Source organism: Bifidobacterium moraviense (assembly GCF_012932365.1).
GTDB lineage: Bacteria > Actinomycetota > Actinomycetes > Actinomycetales > Bifidobacteriaceae > Bifidobacterium > Bifidobacterium moraviense.
On the sequence record NZ_JAAIIH010000011.1, the window covers coordinates 21997 to 41392 of the forward strand.

The window sequence follows — 19396 nt, forward strand, 5'->3', positions numbered from 1 at the left end:
CGCGTCACATGAGCGTACTACGCTTGACCGTGAGAGTGAGAAGGGTGGCTGATGCCATATGTTCAGTATTACTGCCATTTCATCGCGAGCGCTGCGAAGGTGCACCGTCGTCTCAGCAGGCCTGATCGCGGCCGCAATGTGCGCGGCTGTCTCCCTGCCGTCCGCCTTGGCCGCCGATGCCGGCAACGGGACCGCGAACACGCCATCGGGCGGCATCGTCTCGGAGAGCGCAACGGAGGCAAGCCCCGAAGCCACGAACGCTTCCGGCGACGACGCCGAGGTTTCTTCGCCGGCTTCCCCGACCGCGAGCGCCGCCGATGATGCCGACAATGAGCGCGCGAGCGAAGGCCCCGCAGACAGCGGATCCGCAGACGCCGAATCCACAGGCGCGACTGCTTCCCCGGAAGACTCCGCCGCCGGCGCCGGTGACGCCACCGACGATTCCGCGACGCATTACGACTACCCGGTACCCGGGGATCTCCTCAAGGCCTACACCGCGCTGGGCGGCCCCGACGGCTCGCTCGGGCAGCCCACCGGCAACGCGGTCGAGGCGGCTGGAGGCAGCTGGCAGGCGTTCCGGAACGGCGCGCTGTACTCCAAGGACGGCCAGTCGCATGTGGTGCATGGCGGCATCCTCACCAAGTACTACGAATCCGGCATGGTCGACGGTCAGCTGGGATACCCCACCAGCGACGAGTACACCGGACTGAACGACGGCGGCGCATCCCAGGTCTTCGAGCACGGCCAGATCCATTGGGCACCGGGCATCGGAGCGTGGATCACGAGCGGCGCGATTCAGGACCGCTGGCGTGACCTTTCCTGGCAGGCCGGCATCGCCGGCTATCCGCTGGGAGACGCGACGCCCAGCGTCAACGGAGGCGTGTACCAGATCTTCCAGCACGGCACCATGTACTGGAAGGCCAACGCCGGAGCGCACTTCGTGCACGACGGCTCGTTCAGGGCCTACCGCAACAACGGCTTCGAGCGCGGCCCGCTGGGCTACCCCACCAGCGAGGAGACGCCGACGCGCGACGGCGGCATCTGGCAATCCTTCGAGAACGGCACCATCTAATGGCAGGAGAGCGCGGACGCGCATGCCGTGCACGACGGGTTCTTCCGCCGCTACGCCTCGCAGGGCTACGAGTGGGGCGACCGCGGCTACCCGATCTCCGACGAGTACAATGACCGCGGCGTGACGCGCCAGGACTTCCAGCACGGATCGTACTGGTGGGGCGCCATCCCGGCCGGAACGTACACGCATGGCGTGCCGTTCTTCGCGCAGCCGAACAACTACTTCTGCCTGCCCGCGGCCGGCATGATGGTGCTCGAGGATCTGGGCGCGTGGCACGCGGCGGACGGCGCTCCGCTCAACGTGTACGATCTGGCGCACCGCATGAACACGGACACCTACATGTACACCAGCTTCAGCGAGGCCAAGTTCGCGCAGGGCATGAACTCGTGGCTGGGCGCCAACGTCTACTCCGCCATCCGCACCCCGAGCTACGAGACCGTGCGCGACTCGGTGCTGCACTCGTTCGAGACCGGTTACGCCTCGGTGGTGGACGAGCAGGAGCGCCGCGGCGGCCCGCACTTCAACGGCCACAACAACGGCACATTCGGGCACGGCATGGTGGTCAACTCCTACGACATGTACAACGACTCGGTGCAGTTCGCGGACCCCGGCACGTCCATCTGGGCCGGCGCGTCCGAGTACTTCTGGTACCCGAGCCTGTGGGACTTCACCAGCCAGCATCTGCAGCACCAGTTCGCGCCGCACGACAGTCTGGGCATCTACACGGCTCGATGAGCCGTGCGCCGGCCGATGGCGATCGGACGGTGAACTCTACGGAATCAGGGACATGACGAAGGATCAGCAGAGGCAACAAGGTCGGCAGGGAGGGCAGCGGGCCCGTCTTCACGGGCGTACCGCCTTCATCGCGGTGGTGGCCGCGGTCATCGTGGTCACCGCGCTGGCGGCGACGGCGGTCCGCGCCATGACGAGGCGCGACGGCGGCACGGACTCGACCGCCGGAGCCACGGCCAGCGTGAGCACCGTGGCTCCGGACGCCGCGTCCGCGGCGCCGTCGGCGGGCGCATCGGTCTCCTCGTCGTCCGCGGCAGCCGCCTCGCCGCTGCCGTTCGCCATCGACGGCGTGCCTGCCGACGCCCCGCTGCTGGAAGTGACGGAGGGCACCACGGCCGCCTCGTTGCAGCGCTCATGGACGTTCGGCGGCGACTACGCGACGATCGGATCCTTCCCCATCGACGGCGACACGGCGTTCGGCTCCGCCACCGACGACCCGAACAGCACCGTGGCGTACGTGGGCGCGACCATCGGACGCAACGGCGCCACGCCGCTGGAGTCCAAGCCGTCCACGAACCCGTACTACGAGCCGCAGGACGGCACCGGCAGCGCAAAGCGCGTGGTATGGCGATCCTCCACCATCAACGAGGCCGCGCAGCTGGGCGTGGACAACTGGCGCCTGCAGACGTGGGACGCGGCATCCGGGAACGTCACGACGCTGGGCACCGCACAGGAGCTCAACAACACGGACGCCACGCCCACGGTGTACGGCGAGGTGCTGCCCACGTTCAACGACTCGACCGCCTACTTCGCCTCCAACGTGAACGACGGCGGCCAGTGGCACGAGACCGTGCTCGCCTACGCGCTCGACGGCTCCGCGCCCGCGCAGCGCATCGGCGCCGGCAACTTCCCCGCCGCCACCACGCAGGGCGTGATCTACGCCTCCGATGCCGCGTCCGCCAGTACCAAGGGATTCCGCGGATACGCCACGCTCAAGCGGCACGACGCCTCCGGCGACGCGACCGTGCTCACCGTGAAGCCCGCCGGCGACGGGAACGGTGCGGCCAACACGGCGTGGGGCATCAGCGGCGTGTGGGCGAGCGCGCAGTACCGTGCGGTGAGCTTCTCCGACGGCAGCAACGCCGACGGCTCCTACATCGGCCTGTGGAAGGACGACTTCGCTGCCCCCGTGGCGTGGCTGCATGTCAAGAGCCCGAGCGTGCTCGCCTCGATGAACGACCGGTGGATCGTGTGGGGCGCCGGTTCCCAGGCGGACAACGCCGGCATGTACGCCTTCGACTGGGGCACGCAGGCCATCGTGTATCTGGGCAGCGCGCCGGGATACGCGCGCCCCGCCATCGCGCAGGACTCCGACGCGGTGATGGTGCCGGTCTCCAACGGCGCGACCAAACCGGTGAGCTTCACCGTGGGCATGCTGGACTGACGGGACGTCCGTCCCCCGTTCTCGCCGGCCACGTTGCCGGTTATGATGGGCCGTATGCAAGAAGAGACCCACAACCCCACCATCGCCGTGCTGCTCCCCTGCTACAACGAGGAGATCACCATCGGCAAGGTGGTGCGGGACTTCCGCGCGGCGCTGCCGAGCGCGGACATCTACGTGTACGACAACAACTCCACCGACCGCACCGCCGAGATCGCCACGGCGGAGGGCGCGATCGTGCGCAAGGAGCCGCGTCAGGGCAAGGGCAACGTGATCCGCGCGATGTTCGAGGAGATCGACGCCGACGTGTACGTGATGGCCGACGGCGACGACACCTACCCCGCCGACGCGGCGCCCGCCATGGTGGCCAAGGTGCTCGAGGGGTACGACATGGTGATCGGCGACCGCCTGAGCTCCACGTACTTCCAGGAGAACAAGCGCCCGTTCCACAACTTCGGCAACCGGCTGGTGCGCGGGTCCATCAACCACCTGTTCAACGCGAACGTGCGCGACATCATGACCGGCTACCGCGCGTTCTCGTTCACGTACGTGAAGACGTACCCGGTGCTCTCCCGCGGCTTCGAGGTGGAGACCGAGATGACCATCCACAGCCTGGACAAGAACGTGCGCCTGTACGAGATGCCCATCCAGTACCGCGACCGTCCGGCCGGCTCGGTGAGCAAGCTCAACACCGTGGGCGACGGCATCAGGGTGATGAGCACCATCTTCCGCCTGATCCGCGAATACAAGCCGCTGCCGTTCTTCAGCATCGTGGGCGGCATCGTGGGCCTGGTGGGCATCGGGTTCTTGATCTCCGTGATGATCGACTTCTGGAACACCGGTCTGGTGCTGCGCTTCCCCACGCTCATCGTCTCCGTGCTGCTCATCATGGTGGGGCTGCTGCTCATCGTGGCGGGCATCATCCTGGACGTGCTGGCCAAGAAGGACCGCAAGCAGTACCTCGTGGACAAGAACGAATTCGCGTTCCTGCTGCGCCACGAGCGCTGAGCGCGGCACGCAACTTTTCTTTCGCAAAAGACGCTGATGGGGGAACCGCCAAGTGCGGTTCCCCCATCAGCGTCTTATCGTCTTTGCACCCGTGCGCGCCGATCAGTTGCGGGACGTGGTGATCTCGCCGGTCGTGGAGTTCCAGAACACCGAACCGTTCTGGAACGACTGCTTCACACCACCCTGCACCTCTTCCTCATCGGTGATCGGATAGCCCAGCCAGCCGTTCTCCCAACCCGTCGAAGCCCAGTACGACTGGATCGCGCCACGCGTGAACCGGGACACGCCCGTCGCCAGCGACCAATGGATCTGACCGCCCTGGAACGACTGCGACGCGCCGCCGTTCAGCGCGCCCTCCTCGGACGTGGGCAGACCGAGCGGACCGTTCGCGCCGTTCAGCGACTCGTACTCGTCGCGGATGCCGCCCTTGACCGCATACGTGTCGCCCGTGGTCGCGTTCCAGAACACCGAACCGTTCTGGAACGACTGCTTCACACCACCCTGCACCTCTTCCTCATCGGTGATCGGATAGCCCAGCCAGCCGTTCTCCCAACCCGTCGAAGCCCAGTACGACTGGATCGCGCCACGCGTGAACCGGGACACGCCCGTCGCCAGCGACCAATGGATCTGACCGCCCTGGAACGACTGCGACGCGCCGCCGTTCAGCGCGCCCTCCTCGGACGTGGGCAGACCGAGCGGACCGTTCGCGCCGTTCAGCGACTCGTACTCGTCGCGGATGCCGCCCTTGACCGCATACGTGTCGCCCGTGGTCGCGTTCCAGAACACCGAACCGTTCTGGAACGACTGCTTCACACCACCCTGCACCTGAACCTCGTTCGAGGTGGCGTTGCCGAGCCAGTCGTTGTACCACCGGTACGAGCCGATGGCGCCCTTCAGTTCGAAGGTCTCGACGCCGCTGCCATCCGGCCTGGTGCCGAACGCGTTGAGGTCCACGGTGCCGATGCCGTCCACGTAGCCACTGGAGGTGTACTGCCAGCCGCGGTAGCTGTTCGGGAAGTCGGTGTAGGTGATGCGGCCGGCGTACTGGGCCACCCAGTCCACGCCGCCGTGCACGTACGCGTTGTTCAGCGGACCGTTGAGGTAGCTGGTGTAGGAGTAGAACGCGGTGTTGCGGTAGCCGGCGTCCCACAGCTTCTGGTTCCAGGCGCGCGCGATCTGCTCGTACACGGCCGGATCGGTGGGCGGGGTGTGGCCGGCCCAGCTCCACTGCTCGAGGTCGTAGTAGATGGAATAGCCCAGATCGGACGGGGAGACGCCCGCCTGACGCAGCAGGTTCACCGTGCTCTCGCCCTCGCCGGCGGCGAAGTTGGCGTCATACGCGTAGGAATACAGATACACGCCGAACGGGATGCCCAGACGCTTGCATTCGCTGATGTTGCGCTGCGCCTGCTTGTCGATCGGGTTGCCCCAGCCGTAGCCGATGCGGATGATCGCGCCCTGCACGCCGGCCGCCTTGGCCCTGTCCCAGTCGATGGTGCCGTTCCAGTTGGAGACGTCCACCACCCACTTGGCGTCCTGCACGAAGGCGACGCCGTTGCTCTGGAAGAAGGCGGGCGTGTTGTTGTACGTGCCCCAGTAGGCGCCCTGCGCGTTGCCGGCGGCCGCGGTCTGCACCGTGGAGTCGCCCTCCATGTACAGCGCGGAGGCGGCCGTGGGGACGCCCGTGTAGGAAGCCGTGTTCGCGGCGTTCGCCGTGCGCGTCCTGCCCTGCGCCTTGGCGTCCTCCACCTTCACGGGGATGTACGACTTGCCATCGGTCTTGGCCAGCGGGTCCGGAGGCGTGTCCTCGGTGCCCACGATGGCCGGATCGGTCACGGTCTCGCCGGACTCCACGTCCTTGACCTCGCCGCTCGGCGTGACGGCCAGATCCGGAGAGACGATCGTCGCGTCGTCCGGGATCGACTCCGCCACCGTGTCCGGCAGCTCCTGCGTCTGCGCGCCCGACGCGGCGTTCGCCGTCGCCTGTCGCACCGTCTCCGACGCCTGCGACACGTCCACCGCCGCGCCGGAAGCCGCCGCATCGGACGACACGTTCGACGACGCCGTGCGCACCACCGTGTCGCTGAGCGCGTACGCGCCCGAGCATCCCAGACTCAACGCCAGCGCCGAGGCCACCAGAGCCGCCAGCGCGCCAAGACCACGTTTCATGTTCTTCCTCTTCCCCGATCCGCCGGACGGGCTCGGACAGACCCAGACGGACGGATGCCACAGTAGACGGATTCCACTCGTTTCCAGTTTCCGAACTTAACCCATGACCCCACCAAAACCGCACCGCTTTCAGCCAACGGCGACAATCCCTTCAAAACCATGCTCCGCGGCGCGCGAAAACCTACGGCGAATCCACGAAAAGCCCGCGGAGAACCCACAAAGAGCCCACGCGCACAGACCGATTCCGGGCGCATCGCGGCGGCCGAGTAAGATGGTTCCGTCAGTGGAGCCGAAAGCCACGGCCCGAATCCCGACCCACGGAGGTGTTCCGATGCCCCAAACCGCAGTCCCCGCCAAGCGCAGCGACGCGAACACGCCGGACGAGCGTCCCGTGGTGCTCAAGGTGGACCACGTCGCCAAGTACTTCCGGCTGCCCACCGAGCAGGCCACCGGCCTGAAGATGGCGTTCATCAACTGGACCAAGGGCATCAAGGGCTACACCGAGCAGCGCGTGCTGCGCGACATCAGCTTCGAGGTGCGTCAGGGCGACTTCTTCGGCATCGTGGGACGCAACGGCTCCGGCAAGTCCACCCTGCTCAAGATCATCTCGCAGATCTACAAGCCGGAGAAGGGCTCCGTGACCGTGAAGGGCAAGCTCGTGCCGTTCATCGAGCTGGGTGTGGGCTTCAACCCGGAACTCACCGGCCGCCAGAACGTGTACCTCAACGGCGCGCTGCTGGGCTTCACGCGCGACGAGATCGACGCGATGTACGACGACATCGTCAGGTTCGCCGAGCTCGAGGACTTCATGGACCAGAAGCTCAAGAACTACTCCTCCGGCATGCAGGTGCGCCTCGCGTTCTCCGTGGCCATCAAGGCGCAGGGCGACATCCTGGTGCTCGACGAGGTGCTGGCCGTGGGCGACGAGGCGTTCCAGCGCAAGTGCGACGACTTCTTCAGCCGCATCAAGTCCGACCCCACCAAGACCGTCATCCTGGTGACGCACTCCATGGACGCGGTGAAGAAGTACTGCACCAACGCCATCCTCATCAAGGACGGCGAGATCATCGCCTCCGGCAACAAGAACGACGTGGCCGACCGCTACACGCTGGAAAACCTGCGCGCCGAGGGTATCAACCCGGACACCGTGGACGACGCGGCATCCGACGGCGACGCGGCGGCGAAGGACGGCAAGAGCGCGAAGAGAGGCAAAGGTACGAAGGACGGCGACGCGAAGCCCACGGAGAAGAAGCCGGAGCACGCCATCGGCCTGAGCGACCTGGTACCCGTGCTCACCGCGCGCCCGGTGGGCGACCCGGTCTGCCGCATCAAGCAGGGGCTGGACTTCGTGGTCGACTACGAATACACCGGCGACAAGCCGATCTACGTCTCGCTGGCGCTGCACGATACCAAGCGCGGCGGCGTACCGTACGGCGACAGCTTCGTCCTCTCGCGCGGCGGACGGCAGCAGGTGCACTTCCATCTGCCCACCGACCTGTTCAACAACGGCGACTTCCGTATCGTCGCCGCGATCGTGGAGATGCCGGATGGCGACCACGATCACGACAAGACCGTGGGCTTCACCAATCAGGAGAACTCCTGCGTCTTCTCCATCCGCGACAAGGCCGGCGAGGACAATTTCGCGCTGATCAACAAGACGCAGCTCGCCTACACTACCTCCGACCCGGATCTGGCCACGCGCGAGAAGCAGCGCATCGAGGACTGAGCCCGGGCGGCGCGTCGCCGTTGCGTTCCCGGCGCATCGTTCGCTTCCCCAAGGGACTCCGATACCGCCGTGCCGGTAGACTGCGGGAAGCAACGCAAGGTGGCGGCCACGCGCGGCGACGTTGCGGGCCGCGTGGAGAACGAGGATCGCCATGGACGAACAGCCCGAACCGTCGAGGGACGCAGCGGCGGCGCAGTCTGGCGCGCATCCGCACGCGGCGCGTCCGCGTGCGAGCGTCCTCGCCTGTGCACTGCTTGCCGCCGCCCCTTCCTGCTTCGCGCTGACGGCCTCCTATGCGGACGAGACGGCGTTCACCGATCTGGACCATCTCATCGGCGGCGTCTGGCCGTACCTGAGCGCCTACGGGCCGGTGGCGGGCATGCTGCTGTTCCTTGCCGTGGCGGCCTTGGAATACTGCGGATTCGCGGTCATCGCGCGCAACCGCGCGGCATCGTCCGCGCAATCCCCCACCGCGGCGCGCGAACGCGTCTGGTCCGTCGTGCTCGGGCTCATCCTCGCGATCACGCTCACCGTGCCGCCGCACAGCACCACGCATCTCGTGAGCCAGCTCGACGCCGTGGGCACGCCGCCCGCGGTCGCGTCGGAATACTGGACCGTGTGGTATTGGCTGTACTATGCCGTGCGATACGTGGGGTTCGCGGCGCTGCTCGCCGCGTTGAGCGCGCTGGCGCTGCACGGTGCGGTGCGGGCGATCACGCGGCATGAGCGTCCGGCGGAGGAGCCACATGCCGACGCATCGCACGCCGACGCATCGCACGGCATCGCGGAAGACACCGCATCCGACGCGCACACCGCATCGGTCGAATCCCGTCCGCGCCCTCGCATCGCCGCGCAGCTCCGCTACGTCGCCGCACGCCTCACGCGCACGCTCGCTCGCGCCGTCACCACTTTCTCCCCCACGCACACGTTCACGCTCGGCGCGGTCATCCTCGTCTGCTGGACGCCGTGGATCGTGCTGCTGTGGCCTGCGAACATCGCCGCCGACACCGTCGCGCAGCTGGTGTGGATGCGCACCGGTCAGGCGTGGGACCCGTCCACGCACGAGATGCTGCCCGGCTACGCGCTGAGCAACCAGCACCCGTGGCTCGACTCGCTGATCTACGGCGCGTTCGACCGGTTCGGGCTGTGGATCGGTTCGGAGGCGTGGGGCCTGTGGCTGCTCGCGTTCCTGCAGACCGCCCTGTGCGCGCTCGCGCTGGGACTGGCGATCAACTATCTGGGCGGCGTGCTGCGCCTGCCCACGCGATTCTGCACGGCCGCGCTGGCGTTCATGGCGCTCACGCCGATCTACGGGCGCCTCATGATGTCCGTGGTGAAGGACTCCACGGTGATGCCGTTCTTCATCGTGCTCATGGTGCTCGTCATGGAATACGTGCGGCGCGTGCGCGCGGGACGGCGGCTCGGGCCGTGGCTGCTGATCGGCATCGTGACGCTGGCCGTGCTGTGCGGGGAGATGCGCAAGATCTCGGTGGAGATCATCGCCGTCACGTTCGTGGTGTTCGCCGTCGCGCTGGCACGTCGCCGGTTCACGTCGCTGGCGCTGGCCGTGACGCCGCTCGTCGTCGGCATGATCATCGGCTCGCTCGCCGCGCCCGCGCTGCACGTCGCCCCCGCGGGCAAGCAGGAGATGATCGCCATCCCGCTGCAGCAGACGTCCGCGTACATGGTGGCGCACGGCGACGCGCTGAGCGCCGCGGACCGCGAGACCATCGGCCGCGTCATCACCTGCCCCGCCGACGAGCTGGACGCATACCTCACGTGGAATCCGTGGGACGGCAGGGAGATCGGCAGCGCGGACCTCATCAAGGACCGCTGCTTCAACCGCGACGCCACCACGCGCGACCTGGGCGCATTCCTGCTCGTCTGGGCGAAGCTCGCACTGCGCGACCCCGTCACCGCGCTCTCCGCGACGCCGTGGCTGCGCGACCCGTTCGTGATGGGTCCGGTGTACGACGAAGGCTGGTACGTGCGATGGGGCTGGGAGGAGATGGGCAGCAACATGATCATGCCCGAATACGCGAGCACGTGGACCGACGCGTCCGTGTCCGCGCCGCAGCGCATCGGACGCGCGGCGTACACGTTCCTGGAGAACGCGCCCGGCGTCTCGCTGCTCATGCGCGAGAACCTGTATACCGTGTGGGTACCGCTGTTCGCGGCGGCGCTGTGCTCCGTGCTGCGGCGCACGCGCAACTGGGCGTATATGACGCCGTGGGTGATCACGATCTGCTCGCTGATGCTGCTGCCGGGGCATCAGACGCGCTACACGTGGACGCTGGCGTTCGGGGCGGCGCTGATCGCGGCGATTCCGCTGATTCGGGACGGGCGTGAGACCGATGCCCGTGCTGCGGCGGACTGAACCGCGACTCCTTTGCGCCGTGGAGACGCCCGACGGTGGTTTTGGTGGCTCCCGGGTTTTGAAACTCTGTAGCTCCGCGACGCTGTGACTCGGCAATTCCTCGGTTCCGTGGCCCTGCGCCTCCACGAGTCGCATAATTCCGCAGCTCCGCAATTCCACGACCCCGCAATTCCACGACCCCGCGCCACGGCAGGAACAGAACCAGCACTGACTCGATGGCTGGCGGTCGGGCGCTGCCGACCGCTACCGACGGCTGCCGACCGCTACCGACGGCTGCCGACAGCTGCCGACCGCTACCGACGGCTGCCGACAGCTGCCGACCGCCAACGCGCAATCGCTCGGTGCCCCGCTTGCCCACATAAGTTCCACTCACTTCAGTGCCGCTCATCCCCGTGATTGAGCCGACTGTTGAGGACACTCAGAAGAAGGGACCCTTCTTCTGAGTGTCTCTTCCCGGCACAACGAGCTTCCGCCCAGGTTCCGCATTTACCGAAACGGCCATATTCTGCGGTTCTCAGCACAAGTCATTCCGCTCATGCGCCGTCTCAACTCCGACCGGACACTCAGAAGTCGGGTCCCTTCTTCTGAGTGGGTCCTCTGCACCCCTCCAACGTGCAAGATATGGGCGTTTCAACACCAAAACTCTCTATCTTGCACCTCAATGATGCCGACGGCCGCGTCCATGCCTCGTCTTGCGCGTCGCAAGGCCCCGCAACGCCGCATCAGGCGCATCCGTCTCCTTGGATCGCGTCCGAACGACGCTCCACGCCAAAGCCGAAGGCCGGCTCTCACCCACACGCGCCATGGAAGCCGCACCCGATATACCATGTTCACAGCGACACGCCGTGTTTCGCGATCCATGCGATGCGTGTTATTCTAAAGCGGTTGCCTGAGCGTGCAGCTTGCACGGTTAGCGCATGGAGGATTCGCCTAGTGGTCTATGGCGCACGCTTGGAAAGCGTGTTGGTGTAACAGCCTCACGAGTTCGAATCTCGTATCCTCCGCCATCGCCGGAACCCTTGATTTCCAAAGGATTCCGGCTTTTTTATACCTCCCCCACGGGGTTATAGGCCAAAATGTGTGTCTGGGGTCTAGTCGTTTGACTGCCATTGGACTCGTGTGTGGAAGTCGTTCCAGTCGATGCCGGTGCCGTACCGCATGGGGATGCCGAACGTCTCGTACCGGCCCTGCGGGCTTCGCTCCCAGGCCTGCCTGTAGAGGTCCTCGAGTTGCCGGTCGGTGATCGCGTTGGCCGCGAGCCACGCGTCCGTCTCGGGGTGTTCCGTGTGCTGGTGGCACCACCAGCAGATCGCCTTCAGCCGCCTGACCAGCCGCAGCCCGCGGTGACGGCGCAGCATGTCGCGCAGCCGCCCGTTCCATGATTCGACGAGGTTGTTCGTCGACGGCACCGGACCGCCGGCCTCGAGCTCCTCGTCGAGGAACGTGAACAATTGGTTCTCTTTGATACGCCTGCGGATCATGCGGCGTGCCTTGACGAGCCGCCGGTGCATGTCGTTCACGCTGCCGTCCGCGTACTCGCTCTTCTCGTCGAGGAACCCGGCGAAGTCCTGTTCCCACTGGTTGTAGGAGACGAGCCATGCCGCGGTGTCATCCTTGGTTTTGACGCGCGCCAGCGCCACGGCGATCCGGCGCAGTCGTCTGCCGGCCTCGAGCCTGGGCCTCATGCCGGTCAGCTCCGTGATGTTGGCCTGCACGTGGAACAGGCAGCGCTGGATCCTCGTGTCCGGCCACATGGCCTTCGCGGCCTTGAGAACACCTCCACCGCCGTCGCATACGAGCACGTCCGGCGGCGCGATGCGAGCCATCAGGCACCGCCAGGCCGCCGACCGTTCGCTTCGGGCGATGTGCCAGCCGACCACGTGCCCGCCGGCCACCGCGATCAGGACCACCGCGTCGCGGTGCAGGTGGATGCCGTCCACATGCACCACATGATGCACCTCGTCCACCACGGGCACGGGAGGCCACAGGCTCCACATCAATTCGCACCGGCGGCGCAGCGTGCGCGCCGGCAGCGCATGCTCCGATTGGGATTGCTTCGAGAACAGCCAGTCCAGGCCGCACCGCAGATCATGGGCCTTCACGTCGTAGGCGCGTGACGTCGAGGAACCGCATTGCGTGTTCCTGCACCGCCACCGGGTGCGTCCCGCTGAGGTGGTGCCGTTCTTCTTCATTCCGCCGCCGCACGCCGCGCATCTGGGTGTCCTCATACGACCAGTCAAACAGGAGACATTCAAACGCCCGAAAGGCCTTGTGCCTCAAGGCCTCGCGGCCTGTTGCGGACACACATTCCGGCCGACCTCGAAAGACCCGGCAACCACATTCAAACCAGCGGAACGCCAATCATCCCAAGGCCCGACAAGCCAAAACAGACACACATTCTGGCTTATAACCCGATTTAACCTATAATTCCAGTATCTTCTATAATTTCTTTCTGAAGATTCCCAGAAAGGGGCGATCGATGAAGATCCGAAAATTCCTGAGTTCCGCGATTGCAACCATGACATTGGTTGCAGGCGTCGGCGTTGCCGCCGTCTCCGCAACAACGGCGAACGCCGCAAGCTACAACTGGCGCCCAGAGGGCGTGGCATGGATGGCTCCAGCATCGGGCGAGCAAAATGTTTACCGCTTCTATAACCAGTCTTCGAAAAAGCATCATTATGCTCAGGATCCGCAAGAAATCAAACAGCTCGTCAGTTCAGGATGGATCGAAGAGGGCGTCGCCTTCCGTGCCAACAAGTCTGGCAGCCCGGTGTACCGCTTAAACAACCCGCGCACATACGAGCACTTCTATACATTGAATGTTGACGAGAAAAATACCCTCGCATCCGGCGAATGGACCTATGAAGGCGTCGCTTGGTATGTGAGCGCCAACGACAACGTAGCAGTCTACCGCGTCTATAACCCCAAACTAAACGAGCATTTGTGGACCACCAATGCCACTGAGTATCAGGCCGTTACCGGAGTCGAGCCCACTCCCCTCGCCAAAGACGCCCTGAACCAGCTCACCGTTTCCGATTATCTTGCGCCCGACTACGAACGCGACCAGTTCGGCGAATCATGGGTGGACACGGACGGCAACGGATGCCGCACACGCGACGACATTCTCACCCGCGATCTGGAGAACATCACCAAACTGGACAATTGCCGCGTCGCCACCGGCACGCTCAACGACCCGTACACCGGCACGGTCATCAACTTCGCGCGCGGCACGGACAGCGACAACGACGGCGGCGTGCAGATCGACCATGTGGTAGCCCTGTCCAACGCGTGGAAGTCCGGCGCGAACGGCTGGACCTATGATCAACGCGTCGCATACGCAAACGATCCATACGTGCTGCTCGCGGTGGATGATCAGTCCAATCAGGACAAGCGGGACTATTCGGCCGATAGATGGCTGCCTTCCAACAGGTCCTACCAGTGCGACTACGTGGCCCGACAGATCGGCATCAAAAGCAAGTACAAGCTCACCGTGACCTATGCCGAGCGCGACGCGATGAGTCAGGTGCTCGCCGCCTGCCCGACCCAGACCGTACCGGCAGGCGTCGGAGCGCCCTCCACACCGGCACCTGCACCGGAGCCGGACCCCACCCCGAATCCCGAACCGGCGCCCAATCCGAATCCGACACCCAATCCCCAGCCTCAGCCCAACGTGCAGTACGGCATCAACCCTGGTGGCTGGTGCTCGCCCGAAGGCGCGATCGGATACAGCAAGACCGGCAAGCAGTACAGCTGCCGACCGAGCAACAGCGGCAAGTCACTGCACTGGCGCGTGCCGTGATAGCCTCAGCCGGATTCCCTAGCTGAAGATCATTCCAGATACCCGCGTAGATGTTTTTCCGGGCGACCAACCGACCTGGAAAAACATCTACGTAGCGTGTCTCCGAGGACCGCAACGTTACGGAGAAAGACCATGTTCGAGGCCGTCGGCAGCACCTGCGGCGGCCGTTCATCGCAACGTTGCGGCGAGAGACAGGCCCGCATCGAGCGGAGGCACCACGCCAGAACAACGCCGGAGCTACGCCGATTGTGGGACATCTGCGGCGAGGCACGACGCGCGATTTGCGTCTGACGAAAAGTCATGTATATTGGTCTGTCGTTGCGCGGAAACGCACGACGAGCTCTGACCTGCCCCTGTAGCTCAGTTGGTTAGAGCAGCTGACTCTTAATCAGCGTGTCCAGGGTTCGAATCCCTGCGGGGGCACCACCAAGACCGGAACCGGAAGGCTCCGGTCTTTTGCTATCCTCACGCTATTCGCCGTTGCCGTCCGCGGCGGTCTCCACGATCTGCGCGTAGAGCCGCGCCAGCCGATCCTCGCGCAACGTCTTCGCCAGCTCGCACTCCCACACGGTGATCACGCGCCACCCCGCGGCCTCCAGCTCGGCGTGCTGCGCCGCGTCGCGCGCCCGGTTGCGCAGCAGCTTCGCGCGCCAGAACTCCACGTTCGACTTCGGCATGACGCAGCGCGGGCAGCCGTCGTGCATGTGCCAGAAACAGCCGTTGACAAACACCATGGCGTGATACTTCGGCAGCACCACGTCGGGGTGGCCCGGGTAGTGGCGGTCGTTCTTGCGGAAGCGCAGACCGCGGCGGAACAGGTAGCTACGCACCAGCACCTCGATCGACGTGTCCTTGCCGCGAATGTGCGACATGACGTACGAGCGCGTGCCGCGCTCATAGCGCTCCTGCCGATTCCGCGGCTTGTCCGTCACGCCGGCCGCCCGCACCTTGCTCCGAGTCACGCCGCCACTCTATCGCGCACGCGCACGCGACTTGAGCCACCAGTTGAGCATCGAGCCCAGCGCCACCAGCAGAGCGCCGCACCAGAACGGCAGGGTCAGGGAGAGGCCGAGCAGCACCGCGCTGGCGGCGGTGGACAGCAACGGCGTGGCGTAGGAGGCGAGCGCCAGCGTGGACATGTTGCCGTGGAGGATGCCGTAGCCCCAGCACGCGTATCCGCCGGCGATCACCGCGGCAGCGGCCAGCACGGCCAGCCAGGCGTGGAACGGAGGCACGGCTGCCGGCCAGCCCTGACCGGACGCGAAGTGAATGATCCACAACGCCACCGCCACCAGCGGGAAGAACACCGACGTGCCGTCCTTGCCGCGCGCCATCGCCGGAGTGAACACAGCGTAGACCGACCACGCGAACGCGCCGCAGAACGCCAGCGCGTACGGCAGCGGATTGTCACCGATATGCCGTGCGGCGAGCCCCCAGTCAAGGCCACTGTTGCCGCCGACCGCGAGCGCCACGCCCACCGTGGCGACGACGGCGCCCGGCAGCACGCGCAGCACCGCGCGCCCGCGGGACGGTCCCTGCCCGCGCGAGGACCCCTCGGCGGGAGCGGCGAACGCGGCGGCGAGCAGCACCATCATCGTGGGCCACAGATAGTTCACCAAGCTCACTTCCACGGAGCCCTCCTCGGACGAGGCGAGGCCGATCGACAGGGAGATCGCCGACTCGTAGAACACGAACAGCGCGCCGCCGACGAGCAGGTATCGGCGCGGATACTCGCGCAGCGGGGCGGGCCGGCGGAAGATCATCAGCAGCACCACGCCGAAGGTGTAGATCAGCGCGGAACCGAGCGTGGCGCCGAACGCGTCGGCGACCACGCGCACGAGGCCGGTCATGAGGCTCCACAGCAGGATGGCCAGCAGACCGATCGCGGTGGCGCGCACGGCGGGACTGGAGGGAACGACGGGACTGGAGGGAACGGCAGTGCCGCGCCCGGACTCGGGCTCCCCCGTCGGCCGTCGATGCCGCTGCGCATGTGCCATATCGGTGTTTCCTTCCGTCGCGTCGGTCGAGCCGTCATGTCACGGGCCAGACGCGCCCGTGACGTTGCGCGCCGGCCATGCCGGACTCGCGTATCGAGTCAAGTGTGGTCGCGGGGCTAGACGCGTGGAGAGGCCGGAACGTCCGGAGGCGTCCGGAGCTCCGACAGGACGCGCACGCTGGCACGTGACGGGCGCGTGACTGGCGCGTGATGCGCCGCTGGGCCTCCGGGCGGGCCTTGGGGAAGGTTCCGCAGGGGGTATCTGCAGAGTCAGGGGCACTTTTGGTGGTTTGCAGGCAGGTATCTGCAGAGTCAGGGTGCCCTGACGGCGGCATCCGCCGCAACGGACACTGCCGGGTCGCACGAAAACGGCGGAATCGCAACGGCGCCGATATCCGGGACTCGGCCGGCGTCGGCCTTCGGGCACCCTGACTCTGCAGATATCTGCCCGCGGATGGCGAAAAGTACCCCTGACTCTGCAGATACCGAGCAGTTCGGCGCATTGACCGACGGCATCGCCGGCGCGATCCGTCATTCCGGTCGAACAGAGCAGCTCCGCACTCGACGAACCGGCCGCGGCGGCAGCCATCGCCTTCAACGGTGGTGCGATCCGGCGCACAAGACGAGCAGGCGCCGCCGGCAGCGCCAGCGCACTGGCGTCCGGCGCCACGGCCCAGCGCCACAAGCCGATGCCACAGGCCGACGCCCGATCGTTCACGACGGCGCCCAGAGCGACACCCGAGGCGGTCCCGCAACGACTGACTGAGCCAGTGACTCCAGTGACTTGAGACAGCGACCACGCCAAAACGCAGAATGCCGGTCGGCGCTGCGCAACGCAGTGCCGACCGGTATTCAGTGATTGGCTAGTGGCATTGTCTCCATGTCGCCCGTCACTCAGTCGGCGTTGAACGCGTAGGACGGGCGGCGGATGGAACAACCGCAACCGCAAGTAGCCATATACATACAAATGATCAGCCGCGCGGGCACGCGAGCAACGGCCCCAGTCAGCGGAGCTGAGGCAACTGCGGCAGCACGCACGGCGCAGAGTGCGAAAAGAGTGCGATGCACGATTCGCCGCCCGCAGATCCCATCACGGGCACGCCCACGGCATCAAGGTCGCGAACATGCACGGAGTACAGGGACCGCGCTAACCGCCACGGGACATGGCGGAAGGCCCGCGCAAGGCCGGCGATCACGCACAAGGAACCGTTTTGGCCGACCGGTGATGCCGGCCGAAACGGCAACGGCGTCGGCGGCGATTCCGGGAAGCGGAACCGTCCCGACGCCCGAACGTCAACGCGAATCCGGCGACCGACGCACCCGCCGACCGCGGATTCACATGATCCGCATGTTCAGATGCAGCCCGGCATCGGCCGGCCCGGACGAGCGAACGGACCAGCCCGGCGCGAAAGGCGCCGGACAGGCCGCAGGACTCGCCGCGGAAGGCGTCAGCCCTCGATGGCGATCTGGTGCTTGGCCTCGACCTGCGGCTGCTCCTGCATCTTCGGAACCTGCAGGCACAGCGTGCCGTTCTTGTAGCTGGCGTGGATGTCGGATTCCTTCACGTCCTCGCCAACGTAGAAGCTGCGAGAGCAGGAGCCGGCGTAACGTTCGCGACGCAGCCACTTGCCGTCGTCGTCCTTGTCGTCATGCTCGCTGTCGCGATGCGCGGAGACGGTCAGATAGCCGTTCTGCAGCTCGAGGTTAATGTCTTCCTTCTTGAAGCCGGGCATGTCGATGTCCACGTCGTAGCCGTTGGAGGTCTCGCGAACATCGGTGGTCATCATGTTGTTGGCCATCATGGCGTCCGCGGCGCCGTTCGCCGTGTTGCGCCAGCCGGCGAAGAACGGATCGTCGAACAGATCGGAGAACATCGTGTCATTCATCAGAGCCGGAAACATTGCCATAATCAATACTCCTTGGGAGGAGCTAGAACGATTGGGCTTGACCGGCAGCCTCGCGGCCGCCGACCTATCGTCGTCGTTCCCGGAACCCTTGCCGGGGCTCCATCGATCCTTGTCACTTCCCCCAACATTCCCGCCCGGGGTTCATTCCGCGGTTTTGCTGTGAGTGAAATCGGTGCGGAATGCGCAGAGAAGCGCGGGGATACGCGAAGATACGCGGGATATGCGAGGATAGGGCGCGAAAGAGCCACGGCGGACGAGCGGACGAGCGACGGGACAGCTGGGGCGCGACCTGCGCGCGACCTACACGCAACCTACGAACGCCCGGCGTTGGCGCGCTTGAGCTCGTCGCGGATCTCCTCCAGCACGGCGAGCGTGCGCGCGTTCACGTCGGCCGCTTCGGCGGCGGCCTTGGCCGCGGCGGCATCGACCTGCGACTCGCGCGCCTTCGCGTCGGCCTCCTTCCTGGCCTCGGCGTCGGCCGCGTCGGCTGCGGCATCCGCGGCGTCGCGCTCGAGCACGGCGGTGGTCATGTCGCGCAGCTTGTTGATCGGCAGGATCACGCAGAAGTACACGGCCACGCCCACGAGCAGGAAGTTGAGCACGGCGTTGAGGATGGCGCCGAACGAGATGACCGCGTCGTTGGGCAGGGCGATGTTGAGGATGCCGGACATGTCCGCCTTGCCTCCGAGCGCGGCGATGAGCGGGTTGATGAGGTCCGCCACGATCGCGTTGACGACGCCGGTGACCGCCGAGCCCATGACCACGCCGACGGCCATGTCGATCATGGATCCGCGCGAGATGAACTTCTTGAATCCGCCGAATGGGCCGACGTCGGTGAGCGCGGCGAGCTTGCGCGCACTGGTCGCGGCGGCGTCCCCGGTGACGGCGAGCGCGTCCTTGGCGGCGTTTCTGGCGAGGTCGGCGGGGCGGGTGGTGTGCTTGGCCATGTGGGTTCCTTCCGACGGGCGGCCGCGGGACGTTCCGCGATGGTTCCATTGTCACACCGAAGGGCGTGCGGTGCGGGCGGGCGCAGGGCGCAGCAGAATACGGGGCGCAGGGTGAGCGCAAGGTGCGCGCGGGGCGCAGGGTACAAGCGCTGGACACGGGGCGGGCGGGGAGCTACGGGTGCGCGGAGCGGGCAGACTGATGGGGTACGACGACGGGACGGG

General features: G+C 66.2%; 13 protein-coding genes and 2 tRNA genes. 9 read left to right on the top strand and 6 right to left on the bottom strand.

What is annotated here, in order from left to right; all coding sequences use genetic code 11:
• The first annotated feature begins 136 nt into the window (after positions 1–136).
• Genes G1C96_RS07190 through G1C96_RS07205 form a run of 4 tightly spaced genes read left to right on the top strand, consistent with a single transcriptional unit; the run spans position 137 to position 4253 of the window.
• Positions 137–1072 carry a hypothetical protein gene (locus G1C96_RS07190; RefSeq protein WP_169275917.1) on the top strand — a complete coding sequence of 312 codons (936 nt, stop codon included), beginning with the start codon at positions 137–139 and terminating at the stop codon, positions 1070–1072.
• A gap of 27 nt (positions 1073–1099) precedes the next feature.
• Positions 1100–1807, top strand: coding sequence for a C39 family peptidase (locus tag G1C96_RS07195; RefSeq protein ID WP_169275918.1), 708 nt, complete (start codon positions 1100–1102; stop codon positions 1805–1807).
• Positions 1808–1859: 52 nt separating this feature from the next.
• Positions 1860–3248, top strand: coding sequence for a hypothetical protein (locus G1C96_RS07200; RefSeq protein WP_169275919.1), 1389 nt, complete (start codon positions 1860–1862; stop codon positions 3246–3248).
• A gap of 54 nt (positions 3249–3302) precedes the next feature.
• Entirely contained in the window at positions 3303–4253 is a 951-nt protein-coding gene (locus G1C96_RS07205) for a glycosyltransferase family 2 protein (RefSeq protein WP_169275920.1), read from the top strand.
• A gap of 102 nt (positions 4254–4355) precedes the next feature.
• Here G1C96_RS07205 and G1C96_RS07210 read toward each other — a convergent pair whose 3' ends face one another.
• A complete protein-coding gene (locus G1C96_RS07210) occupies positions 4356–6422 on the bottom strand; it encodes a GH25 family lysozyme (protein WP_169275921.1) in 2067 nt (688 codons plus the stop codon).
• Between the two features lie 331 nt (positions 6423–6753).
• Between G1C96_RS07210 and G1C96_RS07215 the strand changes: the two genes are divergently transcribed.
• From G1C96_RS07215 to G1C96_RS07225, 3 genes are all read left to right on the top strand, one after another.
• Positions 6754–8148 carry an ABC transporter ATP-binding protein gene (locus tag G1C96_RS07215; protein WP_169275922.1) on the top strand — a complete coding sequence of 465 codons (1395 nt, stop codon included), beginning with the start codon at positions 6754–6756 and terminating at the stop codon, positions 8146–8148.
• Between the two features lie 151 nt (positions 8149–8299).
• Complete coding sequence (locus G1C96_RS07220; RefSeq protein WP_169275923.1) at positions 8300–10525, top strand: DUF6020 family protein; 2226 nt, start codon at positions 8300–8302, stop codon at positions 10523–10525.
• Positions 10526–11444: 919 nt separating this feature from the next.
• Positions 11445–11532, top strand: a tRNA-Ser gene (locus G1C96_RS07225).
• Between the two features lie 84 nt (positions 11533–11616).
• Here G1C96_RS07225 and G1C96_RS07230 read toward each other — a convergent pair.
• Positions 11617–12753 (bottom strand): IS1249 family transposase, encoded by a 1137-nt coding sequence (locus G1C96_RS07230; RefSeq protein WP_169275924.1) that lies wholly within the window; start codon positions 12751–12753, stop codon positions 11617–11619.
• Between the two features lie 251 nt (positions 12754–13004).
• Here G1C96_RS07230 and G1C96_RS10375 point away from each other — a divergent pair, with 251 nt between their 5' ends.
• A complete protein-coding gene (locus G1C96_RS10375; protein ID WP_277347687.1) occupies positions 13005–14324 on the top strand; it encodes a GmrSD restriction endonuclease domain-containing protein in 1320 nt (439 codons plus the stop codon).
• Positions 14325–14673: 349 nt separating this feature from the next.
• A tRNA-Lys gene (locus tag G1C96_RS07240) sits at positions 14674–14750 on the top strand.
• A 44-nt stretch (positions 14751–14794) separates the two neighbouring features.
• Here the strand turns inward: G1C96_RS07240 and G1C96_RS07245 are convergent.
• From G1C96_RS07245 to mscL, 4 genes are all read right to left on the bottom strand, one after another.
• Positions 14795–15286: a very short patch repair endonuclease gene (locus tag G1C96_RS07245; protein ID WP_335341936.1), complete on the bottom strand. Its 492-nt coding sequence runs from the start codon at positions 15284–15286 to the stop codon at positions 14795–14797.
• Between the two features lie 9 nt (positions 15287–15295).
• Positions 15296–16321 carry an aromatic amino acid DMT transporter YddG gene (gene yddG, locus G1C96_RS07250; protein ID WP_169275925.1) on the bottom strand — a complete coding sequence of 342 codons (1026 nt, stop codon included), beginning with the start codon at positions 16319–16321 and terminating at the stop codon, positions 15296–15298.
• 1447 nt (positions 16322–17768) lie between these two features.
• Positions 17769–18227: an Hsp20/alpha crystallin family protein gene (locus tag G1C96_RS07255; RefSeq protein WP_169275926.1), complete on the bottom strand. Its 459-nt coding sequence runs from the start codon at positions 18225–18227 to the stop codon at positions 17769–17771.
• A 311-nt stretch (positions 18228–18538) separates the two neighbouring features.
• Positions 18539–19174, bottom strand: a complete 636-nt coding sequence (gene mscL / locus G1C96_RS07260) for a large conductance mechanosensitive channel protein MscL (protein WP_169275927.1) — start codon at positions 19172–19174, stop codon at positions 18539–18541.
• Between the last annotated feature and the right edge of the window lie 222 nt (positions 19175–19396).

What these genes read in the sequence shown, in the direction of transcription:
- G1C96_RS07190 (WP_169275917.1), top strand. Translation starts at nt 137, where the DNA reads ATGTGCGCGGCTGTCTCCCTGCCGTCCGCCTTGGCCGCCGATGCCGGC.
- G1C96_RS07200 (WP_169275919.1), top strand. Translation starts at nt 1,860, where the DNA reads ATGACGAAGGATCAGCAGAGGCAACAAGGTCGGCAGGGAGGGCAGCGG.
- G1C96_RS07205 (WP_169275920.1), top strand. Translation starts at nt 3,303, where the DNA reads ATGCAAGAAGAGACCCACAACCCCACCATCGCCGTGCTGCTCCCCTGC.
- G1C96_RS07210 (WP_169275921.1), bottom strand. Translation starts at nt 6,422, where the DNA reads ATGAAACGTGGTCTTGGCGCGCTGGCGGCTCTGGTGGCCTCGGCGCTG.
- G1C96_RS07215 (WP_169275922.1), top strand. Translation starts at nt 6,754, where the DNA reads ATGCCCCAAACCGCAGTCCCCGCCAAGCGCAGCGACGCGAACACGCCG.
- G1C96_RS07220 (WP_169275923.1), top strand. Translation starts at nt 8,300, where the DNA reads ATGGACGAACAGCCCGAACCGTCGAGGGACGCAGCGGCGGCGCAGTCT.
- G1C96_RS07230 (WP_169275924.1), bottom strand. Translation starts at nt 12,753, where the DNA reads ATGAGGACACCCAGATGCGCGGCGTGCGGCGGCGGAATGAAGAAGAAC.
- G1C96_RS10375 (WP_277347687.1), top strand. Translation starts at nt 13,005, where the DNA reads ATGAAGATCCGAAAATTCCTGAGTTCCGCGATTGCAACCATGACATTG.
- yddG (WP_169275925.1), bottom strand. Translation starts at nt 16,321, where the DNA reads ATGGCACATGCGCAGCGGCATCGACGGCCGACGGGGGAGCCCGAGTCC.
- G1C96_RS07255 (WP_169275926.1), bottom strand. Translation starts at nt 18,227, where the DNA reads ATGGCAATGTTTCCGGCTCTGATGAATGACACGATGTTCTCCGATCTG.
- mscL (WP_169275927.1), bottom strand. Translation starts at nt 19,174, where the DNA reads ATGGCCAAGCACACCACCCGCCCCGCCGACCTCGCCAGAAACGCCGCC.